At 34.2% G+C, this 21,017-nt stretch carries 20 protein-coding genes; all 20 read left to right on the forward strand.

Annotation, left to right across the window (positions count from 1 at the left end; all coding sequences use genetic code 11):
- The first annotated feature begins 351 nt into the window (after window positions 1-351).
- Window positions 352-1,665, forward strand: coding sequence for an HAD-IB family hydrolase (locus U5L76_01575; protein ID MDZ7798289.1), 1,314 nt, complete (start codon window positions 352-354; stop codon window positions 1,663-1,665).
- A 6-nt stretch (window positions 1,666-1,671) separates the two neighbouring features.
- A complete protein-coding gene (locus tag U5L76_01580) occupies window positions 1,672-2,352 on the forward strand; it encodes an HAD-IB family hydrolase (GenBank protein ID MDZ7798290.1) in 681 nt (226 codons plus the stop codon).
- Between the two features lie 3 nt (window positions 2,353-2,355).
- Window positions 2,356-5,106, forward strand: coding sequence for an ATP-binding protein (locus U5L76_01585; GenBank protein ID MDZ7798291.1), 2,751 nt, complete (start codon window positions 2,356-2,358; stop codon window positions 5,104-5,106).
- A 106-nt stretch (window positions 5,107-5,212) separates the two neighbouring features.
- Complete coding sequence (locus U5L76_01590; GenBank protein ID MDZ7798292.1) at window positions 5,213-5,632, forward strand: response regulator; 420 nt, start codon at window positions 5,213-5,215, stop codon at window positions 5,630-5,632.
- Between the two features lie 196 nt (window positions 5,633-5,828).
- The gene (locus U5L76_01595; protein MDZ7798293.1) at window positions 5,829-6,797 is read left to right on the forward strand and encodes a 4Fe-4S dicluster domain-containing protein; all 969 of its coding nucleotides are present in this window, start codon (window positions 5,829-5,831) and stop codon (window positions 6,795-6,797) included.
- Window positions 6,790-7,182 carry an NUDIX hydrolase gene (locus U5L76_01600; protein MDZ7798294.1) on the forward strand — a complete coding sequence of 131 codons (393 nt, stop codon included), beginning with the start codon at window positions 6,790-6,792 and terminating at the stop codon, window positions 7,180-7,182. The genes U5L76_01595 and U5L76_01600 overlap by 8 nt, the downstream gene beginning before the upstream one ends.
- A gap of 29 nt (window positions 7,183-7,211) precedes the next feature.
- Complete coding sequence (locus tag U5L76_01605) at window positions 7,212-8,042, forward strand: FAD/NAD(P)-binding protein (protein ID MDZ7798295.1); 831 nt, start codon at window positions 7,212-7,214, stop codon at window positions 8,040-8,042.
- A gap of 90 nt (window positions 8,043-8,132) precedes the next feature.
- On the forward strand, window positions 8,133-8,339 hold the full coding sequence (locus tag U5L76_01610; protein ID MDZ7798296.1) for a HypC/HybG/HupF family hydrogenase formation chaperone: 207 nt from the start codon (window positions 8,133-8,135) through the stop codon (window positions 8,337-8,339).
- A gap of 62 nt (window positions 8,340-8,401) precedes the next feature.
- Window positions 8,402-9,319, forward strand: a complete 918-nt coding sequence (locus tag U5L76_01615; protein ID MDZ7798297.1) for a DMT family transporter — start codon at window positions 8,402-8,404, stop codon at window positions 9,317-9,319.
- Window positions 9,288-10,025, forward strand: coding sequence for a DUF6390 family protein (locus U5L76_01620; protein MDZ7798298.1), 738 nt, complete (start codon window positions 9,288-9,290; stop codon window positions 10,023-10,025). The genes U5L76_01615 and U5L76_01620 overlap by 32 nt, the downstream gene beginning before the upstream one ends.
- The gene (locus U5L76_01625) at window positions 10,006-10,764 is read left to right on the forward strand and encodes a hydrogenase (protein MDZ7798299.1); all 759 of its coding nucleotides are present in this window, start codon (window positions 10,006-10,008) and stop codon (window positions 10,762-10,764) included. Before U5L76_01620 ends, U5L76_01625 begins: the two co-directional genes overlap by 20 nt.
- Window positions 10,765-10,794: 30 nt before the next feature.
- Entirely contained in the window at window positions 10,795-11,220 is a 426-nt protein-coding gene (locus U5L76_01630; protein MDZ7798300.1) for a hypothetical protein, read from the forward strand.
- Window positions 11,221-11,242: 22 nt separating this feature from the next.
- Window positions 11,243-12,493 carry a Ni/Fe hydrogenase subunit alpha gene (locus tag U5L76_01635; GenBank protein MDZ7798301.1) on the forward strand — a complete coding sequence of 417 codons (1,251 nt, stop codon included), beginning with the start codon at window positions 11,243-11,245 and terminating at the stop codon, window positions 12,491-12,493.
- A gap of 107 nt (window positions 12,494-12,600) precedes the next feature.
- On the forward strand, window positions 12,601-12,864 hold the full coding sequence (locus U5L76_01640) for a hydrogenase/urease maturation nickel metallochaperone HypA (GenBank protein MDZ7798302.1): 264 nt from the start codon (window positions 12,601-12,603) through the stop codon (window positions 12,862-12,864).
- A gap of 88 nt (window positions 12,865-12,952) precedes the next feature.
- Window positions 12,953-13,540: a hypothetical protein gene (locus U5L76_01645; protein ID MDZ7798303.1), complete on the forward strand. Its 588-nt coding sequence runs from the start codon at window positions 12,953-12,955 to the stop codon at window positions 13,538-13,540.
- Window positions 13,541-14,975: 1,435 nt separating this feature from the next.
- Window positions 14,976-15,299, forward strand: coding sequence for an FHA domain-containing protein (locus U5L76_01650; GenBank protein MDZ7798304.1), 324 nt, complete (start codon window positions 14,976-14,978; stop codon window positions 15,297-15,299).
- Window positions 15,300-15,457: 158 nt separating this feature from the next.
- The gene (locus U5L76_01655; protein MDZ7798305.1) at window positions 15,458-16,618 is read left to right on the forward strand and encodes a phosphoglycerate kinase; all 1,161 of its coding nucleotides are present in this window, start codon (window positions 15,458-15,460) and stop codon (window positions 16,616-16,618) included.
- A gap of 1 nt (window position 16,619) precedes the next feature.
- Window positions 16,620-17,876 (forward strand): phosphopyruvate hydratase, encoded by a 1,257-nt coding sequence (eno, locus tag U5L76_01660; protein MDZ7798306.1) that lies wholly within the window; start codon window positions 16,620-16,622, stop codon window positions 17,874-17,876.
- On the forward strand, window positions 17,860-19,425 hold the full coding sequence (gpmI, locus tag U5L76_01665) for a 2,3-bisphosphoglycerate-independent phosphoglycerate mutase (GenBank protein ID MDZ7798307.1): 1,566 nt from the start codon (window positions 17,860-17,862) through the stop codon (window positions 19,423-19,425). Before eno ends, gpmI (U5L76_01665) begins: the two co-directional genes overlap by 17 nt.
- Window positions 19,413-21,008 carry a 2,3-bisphosphoglycerate-independent phosphoglycerate mutase gene (gene gpmI / locus U5L76_01670; GenBank protein ID MDZ7798308.1) on the forward strand — a complete coding sequence of 532 codons (1,596 nt, stop codon included), beginning with the start codon at window positions 19,413-19,415 and terminating at the stop codon, window positions 21,006-21,008. The genes gpmI (U5L76_01665) and gpmI (U5L76_01670) overlap by 13 nt, the downstream gene beginning before the upstream one ends.
- The last annotated feature ends 9 nt before the right edge of the window (window positions 21,009-21,017 follow it).

The following is a 21,017-nucleotide window of genomic DNA, read 5'->3' on the forward strand; positions in this document are numbered from 1 at the left end:
CCCAACCTAACCACCCCCACCTCTTCCATTGTCTTTTTTCCCAATATATGCTATAATAAAGACACAAAATAAAAATAAATAAACAATATTGTGTTTTTAGTTATTAAGCTAAATTTTAATATAATTAACAGGGGCGCTTTTCATTATACCTAGCGCTTTTTTTGTTATAAATATAATTTGGAAAAAATGAGTATACATATTTTATCTTTAATTTAAAATTATTAACAGTAGGCTAGAGTTAAATTTTAGTTTGTATATCTTCTCTTATCTAATAGAGAAGTTAAATAAATCATCATTTTTTTTGGCTGGGGTTTACTAGTTATATTGTTTTTAAGAAATAAATAATGATAGATGACATATAAATTATTACATTTTTTATTATCTCCGATATTTAAAAATTGGATTAAATCTGTAAAGGGTATAGAAAATATTCCGAAAAGAGGTGGAGTTATAATTGCTCTAAATCATAAAAGTTTTTTTGATTTTTTGTGTTTTACTGCTATTTGTCCTAGGGAAATAAATTTTCTGGCGGCTGAAAAGTTTTTTAAAAGTAAACTATGGTTTCCTTTAATGAAATTAACCAATCAGATAAGAGTCAACCGGGATCAAAAGGATAAAGCCGATGTTTACAAAAAAGTTCTTAGGGTTTTGGAAGAAGGAAAAATATTAGGAATATTTCCAGAAGGAACAAGATCCCGTAGTGGTAAAATTCAAAAAGCATATCCTGGAGTTGCTAAAATAGCTTTTTTGTCAAAGGTTCCCGTCATTCCAGTTGGTATAAAAGGTACTTTTAATATTTTACCTCCACATAGAAAAATTCCCAGATTGAAAAAATGTACGATTAAAATTGGTGAGCCAGTATACTTCAATAAGTTCTATAATAGAATAAAAACTGGCTCTTTATTTAGAAATATTTCGCATTTTTTGATGCATAATATAAGTGATTTGAGTAAAGAAGATTACAATCATTTTATTAGAAGAAATTTTTCTTTTTTAAAAAAAAGCTCATCTAAAAACGTAGTTTTCTTTGATGTAGATAATGTCTTAATAAAAGGCCAAAGTTATAGGCTATTTATAAATTATTTATTTAAAAATAAATTTATTTCTTTTGCGGATTATATTTATACAAATTTTTTATTTTTTATTTATGATTTAGGTATTATAAAAAATTCTGATTGGTTTAGGGAGAAACAATTTTTCGTACTAAAAAAAATTCATATAAAAAAAATTAAAAAAAATTTAAAAAATTATTTAAAAATAATTAAAGATAGAATATTTAAAGAAGCTTTGAAAGAAATTAAGGTACACAAAAAAAATGGCGATATTATAGTGTTGTTTTCTACAAACGTTAAGGATATTATTAAGCCATTAGTGGAGATGGTAGATGCGGATTTATTAGTTGCTACGGAGTTAAGTCTAAGGGGCGGCTATTATACAGGGAAAATTATTGGCTATTCGCCTCATGGTGACAGAAAAGTTTCAGTGGTACAAAATTTTATTAAAAAACATGATTTTGATCTAAGAAATATTTATGCTTATGCGGATCATATTACGGATTTAGATTTATTAGAATTTGTCAGATATCCAAATGTAGTAAATCCTGATAAAAGATTAAAAAGAATAGCTAAAAAAAGAGATTGGAATATACATAATTGGTTTAATTAAAATATTATGAATAAAAATAGAATTTTTCCGAAAAAATTAGTGGTTCTTTTTGATGTCGATAAAACATTATTTGATGAACAAACACAAAAGCTTTTTATTAAATTTTTATATAAAAAAGGTAAAATTAGTCCATTTAAATTAATAAAATTATTATTAACCTTCTTTCTTTACAAATTACATCTTTTGCCTTTTGTGGGTAATATTAGAGAAAAAGCTTTTGAAATTACAAAAGGATGGAATATTCAAGAAATTGAAAATTTATCAAAAGAATTTTTTAATAAAATATTACTTGATCATTTAATTAATAAATCTAAGGAAGAGATTATAAAACATAAAAAAAAGGGTAATATCGTTGTATTATTTTCTACATCCTGGGATATGATTATTAAACCGATTAAAGAATATTTAAAAACAGATTACCAAATTTCAACGGAAATTGAATGCAAAGAAAATATTTTTACCGGTAAGATAAAAGGTAAGGCTGTATATGGTTTAGATAAAGTAAAAATAATTAAAAAGTTTTTAAAAAATAATAATTTAGATAAAAATAAAATTATAGCATACGCCGATCATATATCTGATTATAATTTGCTCAGATTTGTTGATGTCCCTATAGTAGTTAATCCCGACTATAAATTAAAGAAAATTGCAGAAAAAAATAATTGGTTAATAAATAATTGGAAATAAATAATGAATCTTAATTTATTTGCAATCTCAACTCTTCTAACTGGTATTCTAAGTTTAGTATTAATTATATTTATTTTTGTTTCGAGAAAACGTTCTAAATTAACGAACATATGGATTCTAGTTAGTGCATGTGTATGTTTATGGAGTTTAGGGCTATTTGTTGTTTCTTCGGTTGAGAATGAACTAATAGCAGAAATTGCTCAAATAGTATTAGATTTTTCAGCTATTTTTATACCTGTCTTCTTTTTATATTTTGTTATACATCTTGTTGGTTGGGGTGATAAATACCGAAAGTTATTTAGAATTCTATTTGTTTTTTTTACATTTTTTGGTTTATTTAGTTTAACCCCTTGGTTTAAAATTGGGGTAGAAAACAAGCCCCCTTTTCAATATTGGGTAAAAGTTGGAGATTTCTATTTATTATTTCCAATATTTTTTATTATAATGGCTGCTATATCTATAATAATATTATTAAAATCATATAAAAAGACCTCGGGTTTAAAGAGACAGCAAATTAAATATGTATTAATCTGTGCTCTAATAGGTTTTGTGGGTGGTGCTACTAATTTTTTACCGCAATATTTGCCATTGTATCCTTATGGAAATTTTCTGGTAGTTTCATATGTTTTCATAATTGCCTATTCTATAATACGTCATAGGCTCCTCGATCTTCGTCTAGTTGTCTCCCGCTCCATTATCTACTTTTTCTTGGTTCTATTTGTAGCGGCTATGTTTACTGGTGTTACTTTTTTAACTGGTCACTTATTTGAAGAAGTCTTGGGGGTTAATACCTTTTTAGTTACTTTGGGCGTTTCTATTTTTATTGTTGCTTTTCTTGATCCGATTAAGCGCTGGCTGTCTAAGGCCACTGACCGGGTCTTTTTTAAGGCTAAGATTGAATATCCTGAACTTACCCGCAAACTTTCCCAGATTTTGGCGACTGAGATTGAAATTGATGATTTAATTGAAAAGTTTTCCAAGAAATTGGCCCAGGGACTGAAAATAGAAAAGTCTGTTTTGGTTTTAGAGGATAAAGGAATTTTTCATGTCCGAAAAATCGGTCATCCTCATACTAAACCCCTGGAGATGGATCAGAATAATCCTCTTATTAAATATCTAAGCCGGCACGACGAGATTATTATAACTGAAGAATTGCAAAGAAAAACCGAAGACGAAGCAAAAGTTAAAAAGAAAAAAGAGCTGAAAAAATCTCTAAATGAACTGAAAAAAATTAAAGCGGCGGCTGTGGTACCGATTAAAACTCAGGAAAAGCTGAACGCGGTTTTAGTGTTGGGAGCCAAGCTCTCGGGCGATGTCTTTAACCGCGAGGAAATAAGCTTGATTGAAGTGCTTTCGCCGCAGGTAGCCAGCGCTATTGAAAAGTCAAAGCTGTATGAAGAAGTTAAGTCTTTTTCTGAAACTTTGCAGCAGAAAGTGGAAGAGGCTACTCAGGAACTTTCCGAGCGTAACCGCTTTTTAATCTCTTTGCAAAAAGTGACTAATATGATTACCCGCTCGCTAGACTTGAAAAAAGTAACTCAGAATATTGTTAATTCTATCTCTGAAGAGCTGGGTTATATTGGCGGGCTCTTACTCTTTTTAGACCAAAAGAAAAAAGTGATTTATCCGGCGGCCATTACCGAAGCTAAACTGACCAATCAGGCCTTAAAGCTTTTACCAAAAAAAATGCAAGCATACTCAACCCCGATTAATAAAGACAAAACTCTGGATGGAATGGCTATTAAAGAGGCTCAGATAAAGTTTGGGTCCGGTTTTCAAGAATTTATCTCCCCGCCAGTGCCTAAAGCTGCCTGTCTGGGCATGAATAAACTTTTGGGCGTAAAAACTATTGTGGCTGTGCCGATTTTTTCGGAAGATGACGTCATCGGTGTCATTGATTTTGTTACCAAAAAAAAGAGAGAAGATATTTCTAAAAAGGAATTAGAAGCCATGAGATCTCTGGCTGACCAGACCGGTATTGTTTCCCGTAATTTACGGCTATTTGAGCAAATTCAAAAAACTAATAAAGAGCTGGAAGAAGCTAATGAACGGCTTAAGCAGTTGGATGAAGCCAAGACCGAATTTGTTTCTATTGCTTCCCACCAACTGCGCACGCCCATGACCAGTATCAAGGGTTATTTATCTATGTTAACGGCTGGTGACTTTGGCAAACTTAAACCTGAACATAATAAGCTTTTAAAACAGCTTCTGGATGAGTCCGAGCGAATGATTCGTCTGATTAATCAGTTTTTAAATGTTTCTAAAATTGAAGCCGGTAAGTTTGAATTATCCAAAAACAAAATTAAGCTTGAGGAGATGGTGGCTAAATTAGTTGATGAACTAAAAAAGCCAGCTGAGGAAAAAGGTCTTAAACTTATTTACAAAAAACCCAAGAAAAAAATGCCTCAGGTAATGGCTGATTCAGATAAAATAAGCGAAATAATTTTAAATCTAATTGATAACGCTATAAAATATACTGAAAAAGGTAAAATAGTGGTCAATCTGGAAAAAGAAAAAGATAATATTAAGTTTTCAGTTAAAGACACTGGCGTTGGTATTGCTCCGAAAGAGGCTAAAAATCTTTTTGGCAAGTTTTCGCGGGGGCCGGGAATTGCTAAGATTCAGCCGGACGGTTCAGGCTTGGGTTTATTTATTTCTAAAAATGTGGTCGAAGGTCATCACGGGAAAATTTGGGTGGAAAGTGAAGGCAAAGGTAAAGGCAGTCAATTTTGCTTTCTGTTGCCGATTAAGTAATAAGGACATTGGACCATGGACATAAGGACAATGAGGCTGAGGACTAATGAAATTAAAACTTCTTTATGTCAGATGTCTATGGTCTAAGGTCTTTAGATCAAAAAAAATGAAACAAACCAAAAAATTCCTGTTGGTTGAGGACGAAGATTTAACCAGGCAAATGTATGAAGATGCTTTTAAAAAGAAGTACTATTATTTATATTCAGTTAAAAATAAAAAAAAAGCTTTAAAAAAAATCAAAGAAATTAAACCGGGGGTGGTTATTTTGGATCTTTTGATTCCAGAAGAAAAAGAAAAGCTGGGTCCGCTGGATCTGCGCACACCAGTCGGGTTGGATATTTTAAAAACGATTAGAAAAGATAAGGATTTACCAAAAACCAAAGTAGTCGTTTTAACGGCTCTGGATAATGAGCAAATCAAAATGACTGCTCAGGCGGCCGGAGCTGACGGTTATTTTATCAAAACTGCTATGACTCCGGACGAATTTGCTGATAAAGTAATTAAACTGGCGGAAGCTGAAAATTAGGTGTCTAATTGATAATTTTTAAATAAAAAATAACTAGTATCTTTTTTTAGGATTGCTTTTATTTCACCATTTCGACCGAGGACGCTAGGACGAGTGGAGAAATCCTTTTATATTCTATAATTAAAGGATCTCTCGATTTTGCTCGAGATGGTAATAATTTGTAAAACCGGGCAAAATATTGTATAATAAGTTTAATATGAAGCTACAAGATATATACCGGCTTATCAAGGGATTAGAGAAAAAATACCAGATTTTTGCCCCGCAGGAAATTGATAACCGTCTTTTATTTGAAGAGCTAAAAAACCCTAAAGATTTTGATTACTCCGGCAAAATTCCGGAGAATTCTTTTAAACATATTCTTTTTCCAGATGGTCATGTTTTGTATGAATATGAGGGTACTAAAATAAAGCCAGTTAAATACAAATCACCAGACCTGGCTTTATTAGGTATGACTATTTTTGATATGAAGGCACTGGATTTTCTTAAACACGCCCTGGAAAAAGACCCTTATTTTCAGGCCCGAATCAGAAAAATGGTTGTTATTGGCCAGTCATACGTGCCTGAGAAAGGAGATTTTGCTGACGAAATTGAAAAAAATTACGAAGATAATGTTTTAGAGCACATTCAGTTTGATATTTTTATAAAGAGAGTGAATAAAGACAGATTCAAGCTTTACACCGGTTCGCAGAAGGGTCAGAAAATATTGGAATTTTTAGGGCTTGAGGACTATGAACATATTCAGTATCGCAGTCTGCTTTGTCATCTTGAGCCGGCCCAAACTAATAAAGAAAATATTATTAAAACTAAAGGTAAAAAAGTTTGGCAGACATGGGGCGACAAATGCCTTGGCTGTACCAAGTGTACGGTTAGTTGCCCGACCTGTTATTGTTATCAGCTTGAGCACGTGCCGACCGGTGAAAATAAAGGCAAAGTAGTGCGCCGCTGGTCCAGTTGTTTTATGGAAGAGTTTTCTGAAATTGCCGGCGGCCAGGTTTTCTTAGAAACCACCGGCGATAAAATTTATAACTGGTATTATCATAAACATGTACGTAATCATGATGAGCTTTGTATTGTCGGCTGCACAGGCTGCGGCCGTTGTGATAAGGTCTGCCCGGCTGGTATTAAACGCCTGGATGTTTTAAATTCATTGAAAAAAAATGAATAATATTGCCGGTGTAATAATTAAAAAGAATAATAAATATTTATTAGTTCAAGAAAAAAAGAAGAAAGTTTACGGTTTATGGAATTGGCCAGCGGGGCACATTGAAGAAGGAGAGACTCCGCAAGAAACGGCTATTCGTGAAACTAAAGAGGAAACCGGATATAAAGTAAAATTGATAAAAGAGATTAAAGATATTAAAACCAAAAAGAATATTAAAGCTTATCTCTATCAAGGAAAAATAACTGGAGGAAAAGAAGATTATCCAAAAAATGAAATATTGAAAATTAAATGGTTAGACAAAAAGGATATTGAAGAGATGAAAGATAAGCTAAGGCACTCGTGGGTATTAGAAGGCCTCAATAAATTAGAAAAATCTATTGGTAATTAAAAATAATTGTTTACAAACAAATAATTAATATGAAGAATTTATTTATACCCCAAGAAGTGAAAGTTCTAAAAGTAGAAAAAGATTCTATTGATACTAAGTTATTTACACTAGCTTTCGCTGATAAAAAGCAGCCAAAAGACTTTTCTTTTGAGCACGGTCAGTTTATGATGTTTGGTTTGCCTGGGTCTGGCGAGGCCGCTTTTGATATTTGCTCGGGTTCCAAAAATAATGAAAAGTTTTTTCAGCTCAACGTACGTCTAGTCGGTAAAGTAACTAAAAAATTACATGAACTAAAAAAGGGTGATCGGGCTTGGGTCCGGGGACCGTTTGGTCGGGGCTTTCCGCTCAATAAAATTAAAAATAGGAATTTACTGCTCATTGGCGGCGGCTGCGGCAGTGTCACTTTGCGCTCCCTTATTTTAGACCATCTGGACGGCCGGTTAAATCCGAAAAATAAAGTACAGGTTTTTTACGGCTGTCAGAATCAAAAGACTTTGCAGTTTACCGATGAATATAAGGATTGGCAAAAGAAAGTTGATTTAAATATTATTTTGGAAAAACCGAAAAAATCATGGTCTGGCGATAAAGGTTTGATAACCAACCTTTTTAAGAAAAAAGAGGTGGTGCCTGTTCCGGTGGCCATAATTTGTGGACCGCCGGTTATGTATAAGTTTGTTATTGCTGAGTTAAAGAAGCTGAATATTAAAGACGAAGATATTTATGTTTCTCTAGAACGGCGTATGTCCTGCGGCACCGGCACTTGTCAGCATTGCGCTATTGGCTCTAAGTATGTTTGCCAGGACGGACCGGTCTTTTCTTTGTCAGAAATTGGTGACAATTATATGATGGACGCTTATTAGAGAATGTATAATGTAAAATCTATAATTTATAATTTTCAGAATGATAAAGATCATTATTAATTATACATTTTAAATTGTAAATTAAAAATCGTGTGCTTTTCAATCCCCGGAAAAATTAAATCAAAAAAAGGAAAAAATATTTTTATTGAATACGATTTTGGTTTGAAAAAAGTAAAAAATTCTCTATGCCCGGTAAAAAAAGGGGACTGGGTCTTAGTCCAGTCAGATATCATTGTCAAAAAAATAAAAGCTGATCAAGCTAAAGAAATATTATCTTTAATTGGCTTATCAAATTAATCGAGAGGCCAAGCAATCAATATATTAAGTTATTAAGAAAATAATTAATTTAAAATAATTTTATGAAAAAAGGATATTTATTAGTCAGTTTAACCGCTTTAATTTCCGGATTTTCAATTTATTTGAGCAAATTCGGACTGAGTGTGGTAAACCCTTATATTTTTACCACTTTTAAAAATGTAGTGGTGGCTTTTTTCCTGCTTAGTTTAATTTTACTTTTTAGAAAATGGTCAAAAATAAAGGCTTTGAATAGAAAGCAAGTATTTAAACTTATATTAGTCGGTTTGATAGGCGGTAGTTTGCCTTTTCTTTTGTTCTTTAAAGGATTGACTCTTACTTCAGCCGTTCACGGCTCTTTTATTCATAAAACTATGTTTGTCTGGGCCGGTCTTTTAGCCGTGATATTTTTAAAAGAAAAGATCAACAAAAAATTATTTTTTGGCATTATCTTTTTGCTTTTAGGTACTGCTCTGGTGATGCAAATAAATCCCAGCCCCTTAAATCTGGGTGACGCTATGATTGGCCTGGCAGTATTATTCTGGGCTGGCGAGCAAGTTTTAGCCAAGCATTTATTAAAAAATATTTCTTCACTAATTGTTGGATGGGGCCGGATGTTTTTTGGCTCACTTTTACTCATTTTATTTTTATGGGGAAGAGGAGAAATTTCTTACTTAACCCAGATAAATTCTAGTCAATTAATCTGGACTTTAGTAACTGCTGGCTTGCTTTTGTTTTATGTTTTAAGTTGGTACGCCGGCCTAAAAAGACTGCCGGTTAGCACTGCTTGTTGCTTTTTAGCTTTGGGGGCTCCGGTGACTTTATTGCTTTCACTTATTTTTGAACAAAAAGTAATCAGTTTAGAACAAATCTTTGGACTGTCTTTAATCTTTTTAGCCTTTATATTAATTATTGATATTAGAAAAATAATTAGTTCATCAAAAATAAAAAATGTCTCAAAAAGGATTGAAACTAGCGGTTAAATATTCATATCGGCCCTTTATCCTCGGCTTTTGCGGCCCGCAAAAAAATCAGTATCATAAAATTCTCACTAATTATCTTTTAGGTGCGAAAGTTAAAAATGAGGCTATTGAAGCCATATTGCATCAATTTGTCGGCGCCTTTCCTTATTATGTTTTAATTGCCTGGAAAAATAATATTAAAGATGTTTTTGATCATCGGGTAGTTGAAGCTTATTGGCTGGGTAATTCACTCTTGTATAAGGTAAAACGGCAGGATATTGGAGTCATGATAATTACTTATTTTCTGCGCCTGGGCTGGATAGATATGAAACGAGCTAAAGAAATTATTAGCTCTATGCCCCAAGGAGTTAAACCGCATCACACTTTTCACGTCTTTTTTATGGGTTCGGTCACTGACACGATCCAAATAAAAGGTCGGGCGATTGACCGATGCCGTATTGGCTGGGGAGAAGTGACACAAGTAAAAAAGGAAAAATTAATGATCAAAGCTAATTCTTTAAGTAGTAAATCAAAACTGCGCCTGCAAGCTAAAGAAAAATTTCAATTACCTTATGAAACTAATTTTACCCAAAAAATTAAAAAAGGAGATAGAGTGACTTATCACTGGGGTATGGTCGTAGATAAAATTAATAAGCGTCAGAAAAAAAATTTAGAAAAATACACTAAACTTAATTTAAAACTTTATAATGCCAGTCAAAAAAAATAAAAAAATATTATCCATAATTTCTTTAACCTGCTGTGAAGGCTGTCAGTTTGCTATTTTAGATCTAGGTGAGAAAATGTTGAAGCTTTTTAAGCACTATGATGTCAGAGAATTTCATTTGATACAAGATGATAAAAAAGCCAAAGCAGTTGATGTGATTATAGTCGAAGGCACGCCGATCACTAAAGAAAATTTTAAGAAATTAAAAAAAGCCCGTCAGAAAGCCAAGTATTTAATTGCTCTGGGCTCCTGCGCTCATTTGGGTGGTATCCAGCAGATAAAAAATTACGGGGATAAAAAAAAGCACCTGGATTACGTTTATGATAAGCCGGCCGGTATTAATAATCCTGAGATAAAGCCGATTAGTCATTTTGTGAAGGTTGATTTTACTATACCGGGCTGTCCGATTAACAATAAAGAATTTTTAAGAGTGATGTATGACTTAGCTCAGGACAAAATCCCTCACATTGAAGACAAGGCGGTTTGCTGGGAGTGTCAGCTGCGCGGCAATGAATGTCTCTTGCAAAAAGGCCTGCCTTGCTATGGTCCGGTTTCTCTGGGCGGCTGCCAAGCGGTTTGCCCGACACACGGCTTTCCCTGTTACGCCTGTAGAGGTCCCATTAAAAAGCCTAATGTTAAGTCTTTGCGCCAAATATTTAAAAAACACGGATTGGAAAAAGATTTTGAAATTTTGATGCAGGAGTTTGGCGCGGCCGATGAAATATTAAAAAAAGAAAAATAATTGATATAATTTATTATTAAATTTAAAATTATGGAAAAAAAATCACATCAGGAAATTATAAATTTCCTTAAAAGTCAAAAAAATCTTTATCTTATGTGGATGATTGTACTGGTAGCTGAAATAGCCGCTTTGCTTTACACTGTCATCAATCTGATAGCTGTATTATCGGCTGGATCAGGCGAATTTAGTCAATCAGCTATTGGTTTTTCTATGGTCATCATTTCTTTTGCTTTGGTTATTCTGCTTTCAATAGTTATAATCTGGGGGATTTATAAAGTAGAGAAGTGGGTAATTTGGCTTTGGGTAGTTTCTCTAATAATTAGTTTAGGCTCTTTTGACTGGACTTGGGTTATACATTTAGCTTTGTTTCTAATTTATTATAAAGTGGTAAAAGAAGTTAATAAATTTAAAGAAACAGAAAAAAGTCCCACATATAAAGAGTCAGCTGTTGAATAGACATTTTTTTAAAGATTAATTTATGCGTATAAAAATAAATCACATATCAAAAATAGAAGGACACGCCGGATTTGAAGCTGAGCTTTATTCCGGCCGGATCAAAAATGCTTTAGTCGAAACTAAAGAAGGAGCCCGTCTGGTGGAAAGTATATTGCGAGGGCGGGACTATCACGAAGCTTTTGTGGTCACGCAGAGAATCTGCGGGGTTTGTCCAGTGGTTCATAATCTGACCGCTATTAAAGCCATGGAAAATGCTTTAGGTGTGAAAATATCTGCCCCTAACAAACTTTTAAGAAAAGTGTTGGAAAACGGACAGATTATTCAAAGCCACGCCTTGCACGCTTATTTTATGGCCGTTGGCGATTATTTTGGTTTAGACAGTGCTTTGGATCTGGTTAAAAAATTTCCGGAAATTTCTCAAAAAGCTTTAAAAGTTAGAGAGTTGGGCAATAAAAGCATTGATTATATTGGCGGACGGACCATTCATCCTTTAAGGACTAAAGTTGGCGGTTTTACTAAGTTGCCGGATCAGGAAAAACTTGAGTGGATTATTGATAATACCAGTCAAGCTATTGAAACTGCTTTAAAAATTGTTGAGCTTTATAAAAAAATAAAATTTCCAGAATTTGAAAGAAAGACAGAATTTCTTGCTTTAAAAAACTCCGAGGAATACGCTATTTATGAGGGTCATATTGCCACTACTGATGGCCTAAATATTCCAGTTGAAAAGTTTGAGCATAATATTAAAGAAATACAAATTCCTTATCAGATGGCTAAGCGGGCTCAGTATAAAGGAAAGCCGTACATGGTTGGAGCCATAGCCCGGATGCATTTGTCAAAAAATAAACTGCGGCCAAAAGCTAAAAAATTAATTAAAGAATTACCTAAATTTCCCATTTATAATAATTTTTACAATCTTTTTTGCCAGGCCATTGAAATGGTACATTTGCTTGAAGATAGCCAAATTCGTCTGAAAAAATATTTGAAAATGAAATCAGGTAAAGCTTCGGTTGATTTTAAAGTAAAAAACGGCCAGGGAGTCGGTTCAGTAGAAGCTCCGCGCGGTACTTTATACCATTATTATGAATTAGATAAGCAGGGTAAGATAAAGAATTGTAACATTATTACCCCGACCGTACAGATGCTATCTAACCTGGAAGCGGACTTGGCTCAATGGATACCGGCCATGAAATATAAAAAGATTGAAAAAGAAGAAAAAATAAAAATGCTAATCAGAGCCTATGATCCCTGTATTACCTGCGCTACTCATTAATCGTCGCTATCGCTAACGCTAGTTTGATCGCTTAGCTCGTTTAAATCGTTAAAAGCGTAAATTTTTAAAAAAATAATTATAAATTATAAATTAAACATTATAGACACATGCATGATTTAATGGTGGCTAAACAAATTTACGAACTTATTGTTCGCTATTCTCACCGCAATAAGTTTACTCAGGTCAAGAAGGTGGATATTGAAGTCGGTCAGGTCAAGCACGAAGATCATTTTGATGATATTGAACCGAAGAACTTAAAAAAGAATATTAAAATGATGGCAGAAGACCCGGAAACTAAAGGTATGGAAATTGAAGTTAAAAAAGTTAAGGGCCGTGGATACCGACTGGTCTCTATTGAAGGCGATAAATAGTATTTGACAAATAGTTAATTATTATTTAAGTTAAAATACTTAAAATTAATTTTTTGTTCTTTTAAGTTTCAGCACGAGGAGGTGTCTGATGAAACGCTGTTTTGTGATAATGTTGGCGGTGATAATTTTAGTACCGCTTTCAGTGAAAGCTGAAAAACCGGCTATGGGTCAGTGGGGCTTTACTTATGGCGTTTTCAACAACAATTTTGCCTGCCGTCAAGGGTTGAATGATTTTCACGTAATGGGAGCCCAATTCTATTTTCCAGTTAACCGGTATGTGGCTTTTGGTCCGAGCGGACTTTATAACGGTGTAGATTCTAGCTGGCCAGAGCTTTCCCATACGGATGGCTTGAATGTTGATTATTGGCAAACTAGCCTGGATATAAAAATATCCACTTTTCCCTATAAGTTGATTAATCCATTTCTTATTTTTCATCTGGGAGCTTACGATCTGGCTCTGGAAAATGAGGGTTTATCAAATATTCAGGTTAATGAGGGCACTCATACTTTTATGGCCGGTACTTTCGGCGTTGAATTTTCGTTGGATCAGTTTGTCTTGGGAGCCCGGGCTACGGCTATGACTTTTGAAAAAATAAAATTTGGAGTAAATCCAGGCACAGAAACAGATATAAATGTGATTTATCAAGCTTTTCTAGGTTTTCATTATAAGCTTTGATTTTTTCCTGCTTTCTTCTACTACCCCTGCTTTTTTGAGTAGGGGTTTTTTATTTTAATAATTATAAAACGCGGAGATAAATTTTTTACTTACGCAAAAATAAACATCTCTATCCGCGTAGCTGGAGATTTATCTCCAGATTCATCTTTTAAAGCCTATTAATTTTTCTTTTAGTCTCATCATTCCGATAATAATTACGATAACCTGAATATTTATAATCTTTGGGGTTTTTAAAGCTTTTATAAAAGACTCTATTATTTTATCCGCGAGAAGAACTGGTCCCCAGACCGGTTCTGACAATATATTTAATAAGCTCAGACTTCTTGGTAAATTAGAGATTTAATAATCTATTTTGCTCGAGAAGGTTGGATCTCCTGATCCAACCGAATAAGGTGACGCGGATCAGAAGATCCGCGCTTCTCGGGTAATTTTAAGGGCTTCCTTGGCAGTTTGTTTTATACTAGGTAGTTTCCAATGGCTTTTTTATTCCAAACCCACCACCAAAACCTTACTAGCTGCTATAACCATAACCAATTAGCAAAAAAGAGGGTTTTGGGCCGAGCCGCTAGTTTGGTTATTAGGCTGAGTCAATGGTTTTTTATTCCAAACCCACAACCAAAACCTTACTAGCTGCTATAACCATAACTAATTAGCAAAACATAAATCGCCGGATAAATCCGGCGCCAGGCTATTAAATAATATAAAATATAATTTGGTGCAACATTCATATGGCGATATTTTAAAAAAGGTTTTTTCGCGAGAAGAACTGGTCCCCAGACCGGTTCTGGCAATATATTTACTAAGCTCAGACTTCTCGGTAAATTAGAGATTTAATAATCTATTTTTCTCGAGAAGGTTGGATCTCCTGATCCAACCGAATAAGGTGACGCGGATCAGGAGATCCGCGCTTCTCGGGTAATTTTAAGGGCTTCCTTGCCAGCTTGTTTTATACTAGGTAGATGCGGTGCGGGCCATGACCCGCCTCTAGGCCTGGTTCATTAATATTAAAAATAAATTTAAACAAAAGCATAATATTTGAATATTTAATATATAGCGGAAATAAAGATTCCCGCCTAGGCGATTTTATTTAAACGCGAAAATAAATCTTTTGCCTACGCCAAAACAAACATCTTTACCACGTCGGTGGAGATTTATCTCTTTTTTAGGAAGAGTAAGGATTTTCACTGTAATATAGACAAAGATGGAAAGCTTGCTTGCCAAGCCTCTCTTTAGGTCACTACTTCAGAGGGTAAAATTCGCCCCAAATTATGAAAGGAAAATAGCTTACCGGCTATGATCTAAGAGCATATAAACAGAAAATCTTGCCTTCAAGCCGTAGTTTCCCGTAGGGAGGCAAGGCTTGACAGAATTAATATTTTGTGTAAAATAATAATTAATTAGTTTTTAGCGTTCTTTATAAAAAAGAGTTTTTATTATGATAAAATCATCAGCAAAAATTGGTAAAGATTGTATTGAAATAATAAATACTGATTTCGCTGGATTGGAAATTAATCTTAACCCCCAAAAAACAACAATTGGAAAATCCATTAAAAATAATATATGTTTAGATGATCCTTTGATTTCTGATAAACAGGCTGTTATTTTTCGGAAAAACAGAATTTTCTATTTGGAAGTTATTAATTTTGAAAATAAAGTTTTTGTTAATAATAATGTAGTTGATAAAAAATATTTATTAGCAAACGGAGATATAATTAAAATTGGTAAATTTGAATTATTATTTAAATCAATTTTTTCTTAGTTGTTAAATTGAAAGGAGGAAGAATGATTTTTATACGGGAGACATCCCCGTAAAGGTCACACGGGCCTAATTAGTACCTTATTGCCCTGAAATAAATAATTTCAGGGCAATTTTTTTATTTTTCTAATATAATAAAATATGTTATAATAAATTCTATTATGAGGCTAAAAACTTTTTCAAAAGCCAAGGTAAAAAACAAAAAAGTAATACTGCGCTGCGGTTTTGATGTGCCTTTTAGCAAAAAGGGAAAAATAGAAGACGATACCCGCATTAAACAAAGCCTGCCGACGATTAAATATTTAATTAAAAATAAAGCCAAAGTAATTATAATTAGTCATAATGGCCGTCCTGGGGGAAAGTATGTTAAAAGGTTATCTATGGATGAGATTGGGCAAAAACTTTCAAAATTTTTAAGAAAAAAAGTAAAAAAACTGGATGATTGTGTTGGCAGTAAAGTTAAAGAAAAAGTGGCTAAAATGAAGCCGGGGTCCGTAATTTTGCTGGAAAATCTAAGGTTTCACCAAGGAGAAAAAAATAAAGACCCGAAATTTATCCAAGCTCTGGTTGATTTAGGGGAAATTTATATAAATGATGCTTTTGCTAATTCTCATCGTGATCATGCTTCTATGTTTGGCATCACTCATTATTTGCCTAGTTATGCGGGTTTGTTAGTGAAAAAAGAAATTAATTTTTTACAAAAGTTTATAAAAAAACCAAAAAAGCCGTTTGTGGCTATTGTTGGCGGAGCAAAAATTTCCAGCAAATTAAAAGCCGTGGTTAGCTTATTTAAAAAAACAGACGCCTTGCTTTTGGGCGGGGCTTTGGCTAACACTATTTTAAAGGCTAAAGGGCTTCAGGTCGGTCAGTCTTTGATTGAGGATAATATGATCAAAAAAGTAAAAAAAATGAAATTAACTGATATCCGGCTAAAAATTCCCGTGGATGTAGTGGTAGCCAGAGGCAAAAAAGCTTATCAAAGGCCGGTCGGAGGAGTAGATGAGCAGGAAAAAATTTATGATATTGGTCAAGACACTATTACTTTGTATAAAGAAATAATAAAAAAAGCCGGGCAAGTGGTCTGGGCCGGACCAATGGGATTTTTTGAGGATAAACGTTTTCAAAAAGGCAGTTACGCCATAGCCCAGGCTATAAGTCGAAGTTCGGCGGTTTCTCTGGTCGGTGGGGGAGACACTCTGGATGTATTAAATGAATTAAATTTAAAAAATAAAATCAGTCATATTTCTACTGGCGGCGGGGCCATGCTGGAATTTTTAACCAAAGGCACTTTGCCGGCTTTAAAACCATTAATTAAAAAATAATATGAACCCAATAAAAAATATCAAAGCTATAGAAATTCTTGATTCACGGGGTAATCCGACCGTGCAGACAAAAATAACTTTAAAAAACGGAGTTTCAGCTAAAGCTTCAGTGCCCTCCGGGGCTTCTACTGGCGAGCACGAAGCGCATGAATTAAGAGACCAGGATCAAGAAAGATATAATGGTCTGGGTGTATTAAAAGCTGTTGATAATGTTAATAAAATAATGGCTAAAAAATTAAAGAACCAAGATGTCTCCAAACAAAAAGAAATTGATAAAAGATTGATTGAGCTTGATAACACTAAAAATAAATCAAAACTGGGGGCTAACGCTATTTTGTCAGTTTCTTTGGCTTGTGCCCGGGCTGGTGCCAAAGTCAAGGGTCAGCCATTGTATAAATATATTAGAGAAACCTATAATTTTAAAAAGAAAAAGAGATTTCCCATACCCATGATGAATATTTTTAATGGCGGTAAGCACGCTGATACCAATCTGGATTTTCAGGAGTTTATGATTGTGCCGGTTTTAGAAAAAAATATCGATGATAAAATAAGAGTCGGAGCCGAGATTTTTCACGTCTTAGGCCAGATATTACGGGAAAAAGGTTATGATACTGATGTCGGTAATGAAGGCGGGTATGCTCCGGATATTGATCATACTATCGATGCCTTGGATATGATTATGACGGCTATTAAAAGAGCTGGTTATGAACCGGGGCGTGATGTATTTTTAGCCACTGATGTTGGAGCTTCTATTTTGTATGATCAGAAAAAGAAAGAGTATATTTTTAAGCTGGATAATTCCTCTTTAAGTTCTGATCAGCTGATTGAGCTTTACTCTACCTGGCTGAAAAAATACCCCTTTATTTCTATAGAAGACGGCTTGGATGAAGATGATTTTTCCGGCTGGCAGAAAATGAATCATGAACTGGGAGATAAGGTGATGTTGGTAGGAGACGATCTTTTTGTCACTAATATAAAGAGATTAGAAAAAGGTATTAAAGAAAAACTAGCCAATGCTATTTTAATCAAGCCTAATCAAATCGGCACTTTATCAGAAACAATTGACTGTATAAATTTAGCCCAAAAAAATAAATTTAAAATTAATGTTTCCCACCGTTCCGGTGAAACCAATGACGATTTTATTAGTGATCTGGCTTTTGCTTGTGGGGCTGATTTTATCAAAGCTGGAGCTCCTTCTCGGGGAGAGAGATTGGCTAAATATAATCGTTTACTAGAAATCTATGAACAGGAAAAATAATAAAAAACCGACTCTTCTGGTAATTTTAGACGGACTGGGTCTGGCGCCGCCAGGACCAGGTAATGCTTTTCATTTGGCTAAAACACCCTTTATCGATTCTTTGTTTAAAGAATATCCCAACACTCAGCTCAAGGCCTCGGGTACTTCAGTCGGCCTGCCTCATGGCCAGCACGGCAATTCTGAAGCCGGGCATATGAATATTGGCTCCGGTCGGGTGGTTTTGCAGGACTCAGTTAAGATTACTAATTCTATTGAGAACAAATCATTTTTTGAAAACGCGGCCTTTTTAGAAAGTATTAAGCATGTTAAAAAGCATAACTCTTCCCTTCATATTATGGGCTTGATTTCGCGCACCCAAAGCCCTCATATGGATCCCAATCACTTAGAAGCCCTGATTAAACTTTGTCATCAAAAAAAAGTTAAAAAAGTTTATTGCCATTTTTTTACTGACGGACGTGATTCTCCGCAGTTTGCTGCTTTGGAAATAATAAAGAAAATAAAAAAGAAATTAAAACCAAATCAGAAAATAGCTACTTTAGCCGGGCGTTATTACTTAAATCGGAAAAAAGACTGGCCAGTGACGGAAAAAATTTATAACACCTTAGTATTGGGAGAAGATGACCTGTTTGATAATTCAGTCAAAGCCATTGTTCATAATTATAATCAAAGGCACACTGATGAATTTATTCAGCCGACTATAATCGCTAAAAATAATAAAGAAAAAATGGATTCAAGAATTGATGATAATGACTCGGTAATTTTTTATAATTTGAGGTCTGACCGGGCTCGTCAACTGACCAAGCCTTTTGTTCAGGACAAATTTAGAAAAATGAATCCAGGAGCTTTCAAAAGAAAAAAAATATTAAAAAATATTCGTTTTGTGGCTATGACCAATTTTGGTCCGGATTTGCCCGGAGTTTTAACCGCTTATCCGGCTGAATCTTTAAACATGACTTTACCCCTGACTTTAACTCATCTACAACAGCTTTATTTAACTGAGACGGAAAAATATGCTCATCTCACTTATTTCTTCAATGGGGGTCACAATGCCCCGATCGGTGGTGAAGAAAGGGAAGTTATTAATTCACCGAGCGTGCGAAATTATAAGGAAACACCTAAAATGAGTTCGCCTAAAATATTAAACCGTATTTTGGAAGTTTTAGAGAAAGACAAGTATCATTTTATCTCGGTTAATTTCTGTAATCCGGATATGATTGGGCATACTGGTAAATTAAAAGCGGGTATAAAGGCTATGGAATATCTGGACGGATGTTTGAAAAAGCTTGTGATAGCTGTTTTAAACAAGAATGGCACATTATTTATAACAGCTGATCATGGTAATATTGAGAAAATGACCGATCTCGAAACTGGTGAAGTCAATACGGAGCACACTTCTAATCCAGTACCTTTTATTATGGTTAATAAAAATTCCAATAAATATAAGTTTGATAAAAGTGGAGTTTTGGGTAATATTGCTCCGACCATCCTAAAATTTTTAGATATTAATAAACCTCAAGAAATGACTAAAAAATCTCTATGCCAGTTTTAAAAAACAGACCAGTCATGTTAGTTATTTTAGACGGCTGGGGTATAGCTCCGCCTTCAAGAGCTAATGCTATTAGCCAAGCTAAAACTCCGGTTATGGATAAAGTTTTAGCTACTTATCCGGCTTTAACTTTGCAGGCTAGTGGTGAGTCAGTTGGCTTGCCCTGGGGAGAAATGGGTAATTCAGAAGTCGGTCATATGAATATCGGGGCTGGTAAGATTATTTATCAGGATTTACCACGGATAAATAAAGCCATTATAGATAAAACTTTTTTTCAAAATAAAGCTTTTTTAAAAGCTAGTAAAAAAGTAAAAGAAAATAATTCTAAATTACATATAATGGGCTTGGTTTCTACTGGTAGTGTTCACAGTTCCTTGGACCACCTTTTTTCTTTACTGGAATTTTGCCAAAAAGAAAAAATTAATCAAGTATTTATACACTGCTTTTTAGATGGCCGTGATACACCGCCGGATTCAGGCAAAAATTTTATTAGTAAACTTCAAGCCAAGATAAAGGAACTAAAAGTAGGGAAAATTGCCAGTCTGTCCGGACGCTTTTATGCTATGGACCGTGATAATCGCTGGGATCGTACAGCCAAAGCTTATGAGGCCATAGTCAAAGGAAAATCTGAAAAAATGGGTGCCGATCCCATGAAAATGCTGGATCAATCTTATAAAAATAGTGTTTATGATGAGGAATTTGTTCCCAGTGTGATTACTCAGTCTGGCCAACCTATAGCTACGGTTGATAATAAAGACGCGGTTATTTATTTTAATTTCCGTTCTGATCGGGCCAGACAACTGACTAAAGCTTTTGTTTTACCGGGTTTTGAGAAGTTTAAAAGAGGAAAATATCTTAAGGATCTTTGTTTTGTCTGTATGACTGAATACGAAGATAATTTGCCTGTTGAAGTGGCTTTTCCGCCCGAAGAAATTAAAAATCCCTTGGGTAAAATTATTTCTGATCATAAATTAAAGCAATTGCACGCGGCTGAAACCGAAAAGTATGCTCATGTTACCTTTTTTATAAATGGAGAAAGAGAGGAGCCCTTTTTTGGTGAAGAAAGAATATTAATTCCTTCGCCCAAGGTATCATCTTATGACCAGAAACCGGAAATGTCCTGTGAAAAATTAACCAAGGAATTGATTAAAGCTATAGAAAGTGAAAAATATGATTTTTGTGTGGTTAATTATGCTAATCCGGATATGGTCGGCCATACTGGTAATTTTCCAGCCATAATTAAGGCTATAGAAGCTATTGACGAATGTTTAGGCCATTTAATTGACAGCTTATTAAATGTAAACGGAGTAATGGTTATTATTGCTGATCACGGTAATGCTGAGGAAAAAATAGATTTGCAAACTGGCTTTATTATAAAAGAACACTCTACTAATCCCGTCCCCTTTATTCTTATTGGTAATGAGTGGGAAAATCATCCCACTTCATTAGCTTTAGGCCATGATTTAAGCTCACTAACACCAAGCGGGCTTTTATCTGATGTGGCTCCGACTGTTTTAGCTTTAATTGGTCTGGAAAAACCAGATGACATGACTGGGCAGAATTTACTTAAATATATTAAAAATTAAAATAGCAAA

The organism is Patescibacteria group bacterium, from assembly GCA_034520665.1.
GTDB lineage: Bacteria > Patescibacteriota > Patescibacteriia > JAXHNJ01 > JAXHNJ01 > JAXHNJ01.

What these genes read in the sequence shown, in the direction of transcription:
- U5L76_01600 (MDZ7798294.1), top strand. Translation starts at nt 6,790, where the DNA reads ATGAATAATATTGCCGGTGTAATAATTAAAAAGAATAATAAATATTTA.
- U5L76_01620 (MDZ7798298.1), top strand. Translation starts at nt 9,288, where the DNA reads ATGTCTCAAAAAGGATTGAAACTAGCGGTTAAATATTCATATCGGCCC.
- U5L76_01630 (MDZ7798300.1), top strand. Translation starts at nt 10,795, where the DNA reads ATGGAAAAAAAATCACATCAGGAAATTATAAATTTCCTTAAAAGTCAA.
- gpmI (MDZ7798307.1), top strand. Translation starts at nt 17,860, where the DNA reads ATGAACAGGAAAAATAATAAAAAACCGACTCTTCTGGTAATTTTAGAC.
- U5L76_01580 (MDZ7798290.1), top strand. Translation starts at nt 1,672, where the DNA reads ATGAATAAAAATAGAATTTTTCCGAAAAAATTAGTGGTTCTTTTTGAT.
- U5L76_01615 (MDZ7798297.1), top strand. Translation starts at nt 8,402, where the DNA reads ATGAAAAAAGGATATTTATTAGTCAGTTTAACCGCTTTAATTTCCGGA.
- U5L76_01650 (MDZ7798304.1), top strand. Translation starts at nt 14,976, where the DNA reads ATGATAAAATCATCAGCAAAAATTGGTAAAGATTGTATTGAAATAATA.
- U5L76_01655 (MDZ7798305.1), top strand. Translation starts at nt 15,458, where the DNA reads ATGAGGCTAAAAACTTTTTCAAAAGCCAAGGTAAAAAACAAAAAAGTA.
- U5L76_01640 (MDZ7798302.1), top strand. Translation starts at nt 12,601, where the DNA reads ATGCATGATTTAATGGTGGCTAAACAAATTTACGAACTTATTGTTCGC.
- U5L76_01590 (MDZ7798292.1), top strand. Translation starts at nt 5,213, where the DNA reads ATGAAACAAACCAAAAAATTCCTGTTGGTTGAGGACGAAGATTTAACC.
- U5L76_01605 (MDZ7798295.1), top strand. Translation starts at nt 7,212, where the DNA reads ATGAAGAATTTATTTATACCCCAAGAAGTGAAAGTTCTAAAAGTAGAA.
- gpmI (MDZ7798308.1), top strand. Translation starts at nt 19,413, where the DNA reads ATGCCAGTTTTAAAAAACAGACCAGTCATGTTAGTTATTTTAGACGGC.
- U5L76_01625 (MDZ7798299.1), top strand. Translation starts at nt 10,006, where the DNA reads ATGCCAGTCAAAAAAAATAAAAAAATATTATCCATAATTTCTTTAACC.
- eno (MDZ7798306.1), top strand. Translation starts at nt 16,620, where the DNA reads ATGAACCCAATAAAAAATATCAAAGCTATAGAAATTCTTGATTCACGG.
- U5L76_01635 (MDZ7798301.1), top strand. Translation starts at nt 11,243, where the DNA reads ATGCGTATAAAAATAAATCACATATCAAAAATAGAAGGACACGCCGGA.
- U5L76_01595 (MDZ7798293.1), top strand. Translation starts at nt 5,829, where the DNA reads ATGAAGCTACAAGATATATACCGGCTTATCAAGGGATTAGAGAAAAAA.
- U5L76_01575 (MDZ7798289.1), top strand. Translation starts at nt 352, where the DNA reads ATGACATATAAATTATTACATTTTTTATTATCTCCGATATTTAAAAAT.
- U5L76_01645 (MDZ7798303.1), top strand. Translation starts at nt 12,953, where the DNA reads ATGAAACGCTGTTTTGTGATAATGTTGGCGGTGATAATTTTAGTACCG.
- U5L76_01585 (MDZ7798291.1), top strand. Translation starts at nt 2,356, where the DNA reads ATGAATCTTAATTTATTTGCAATCTCAACTCTTCTAACTGGTATTCTA.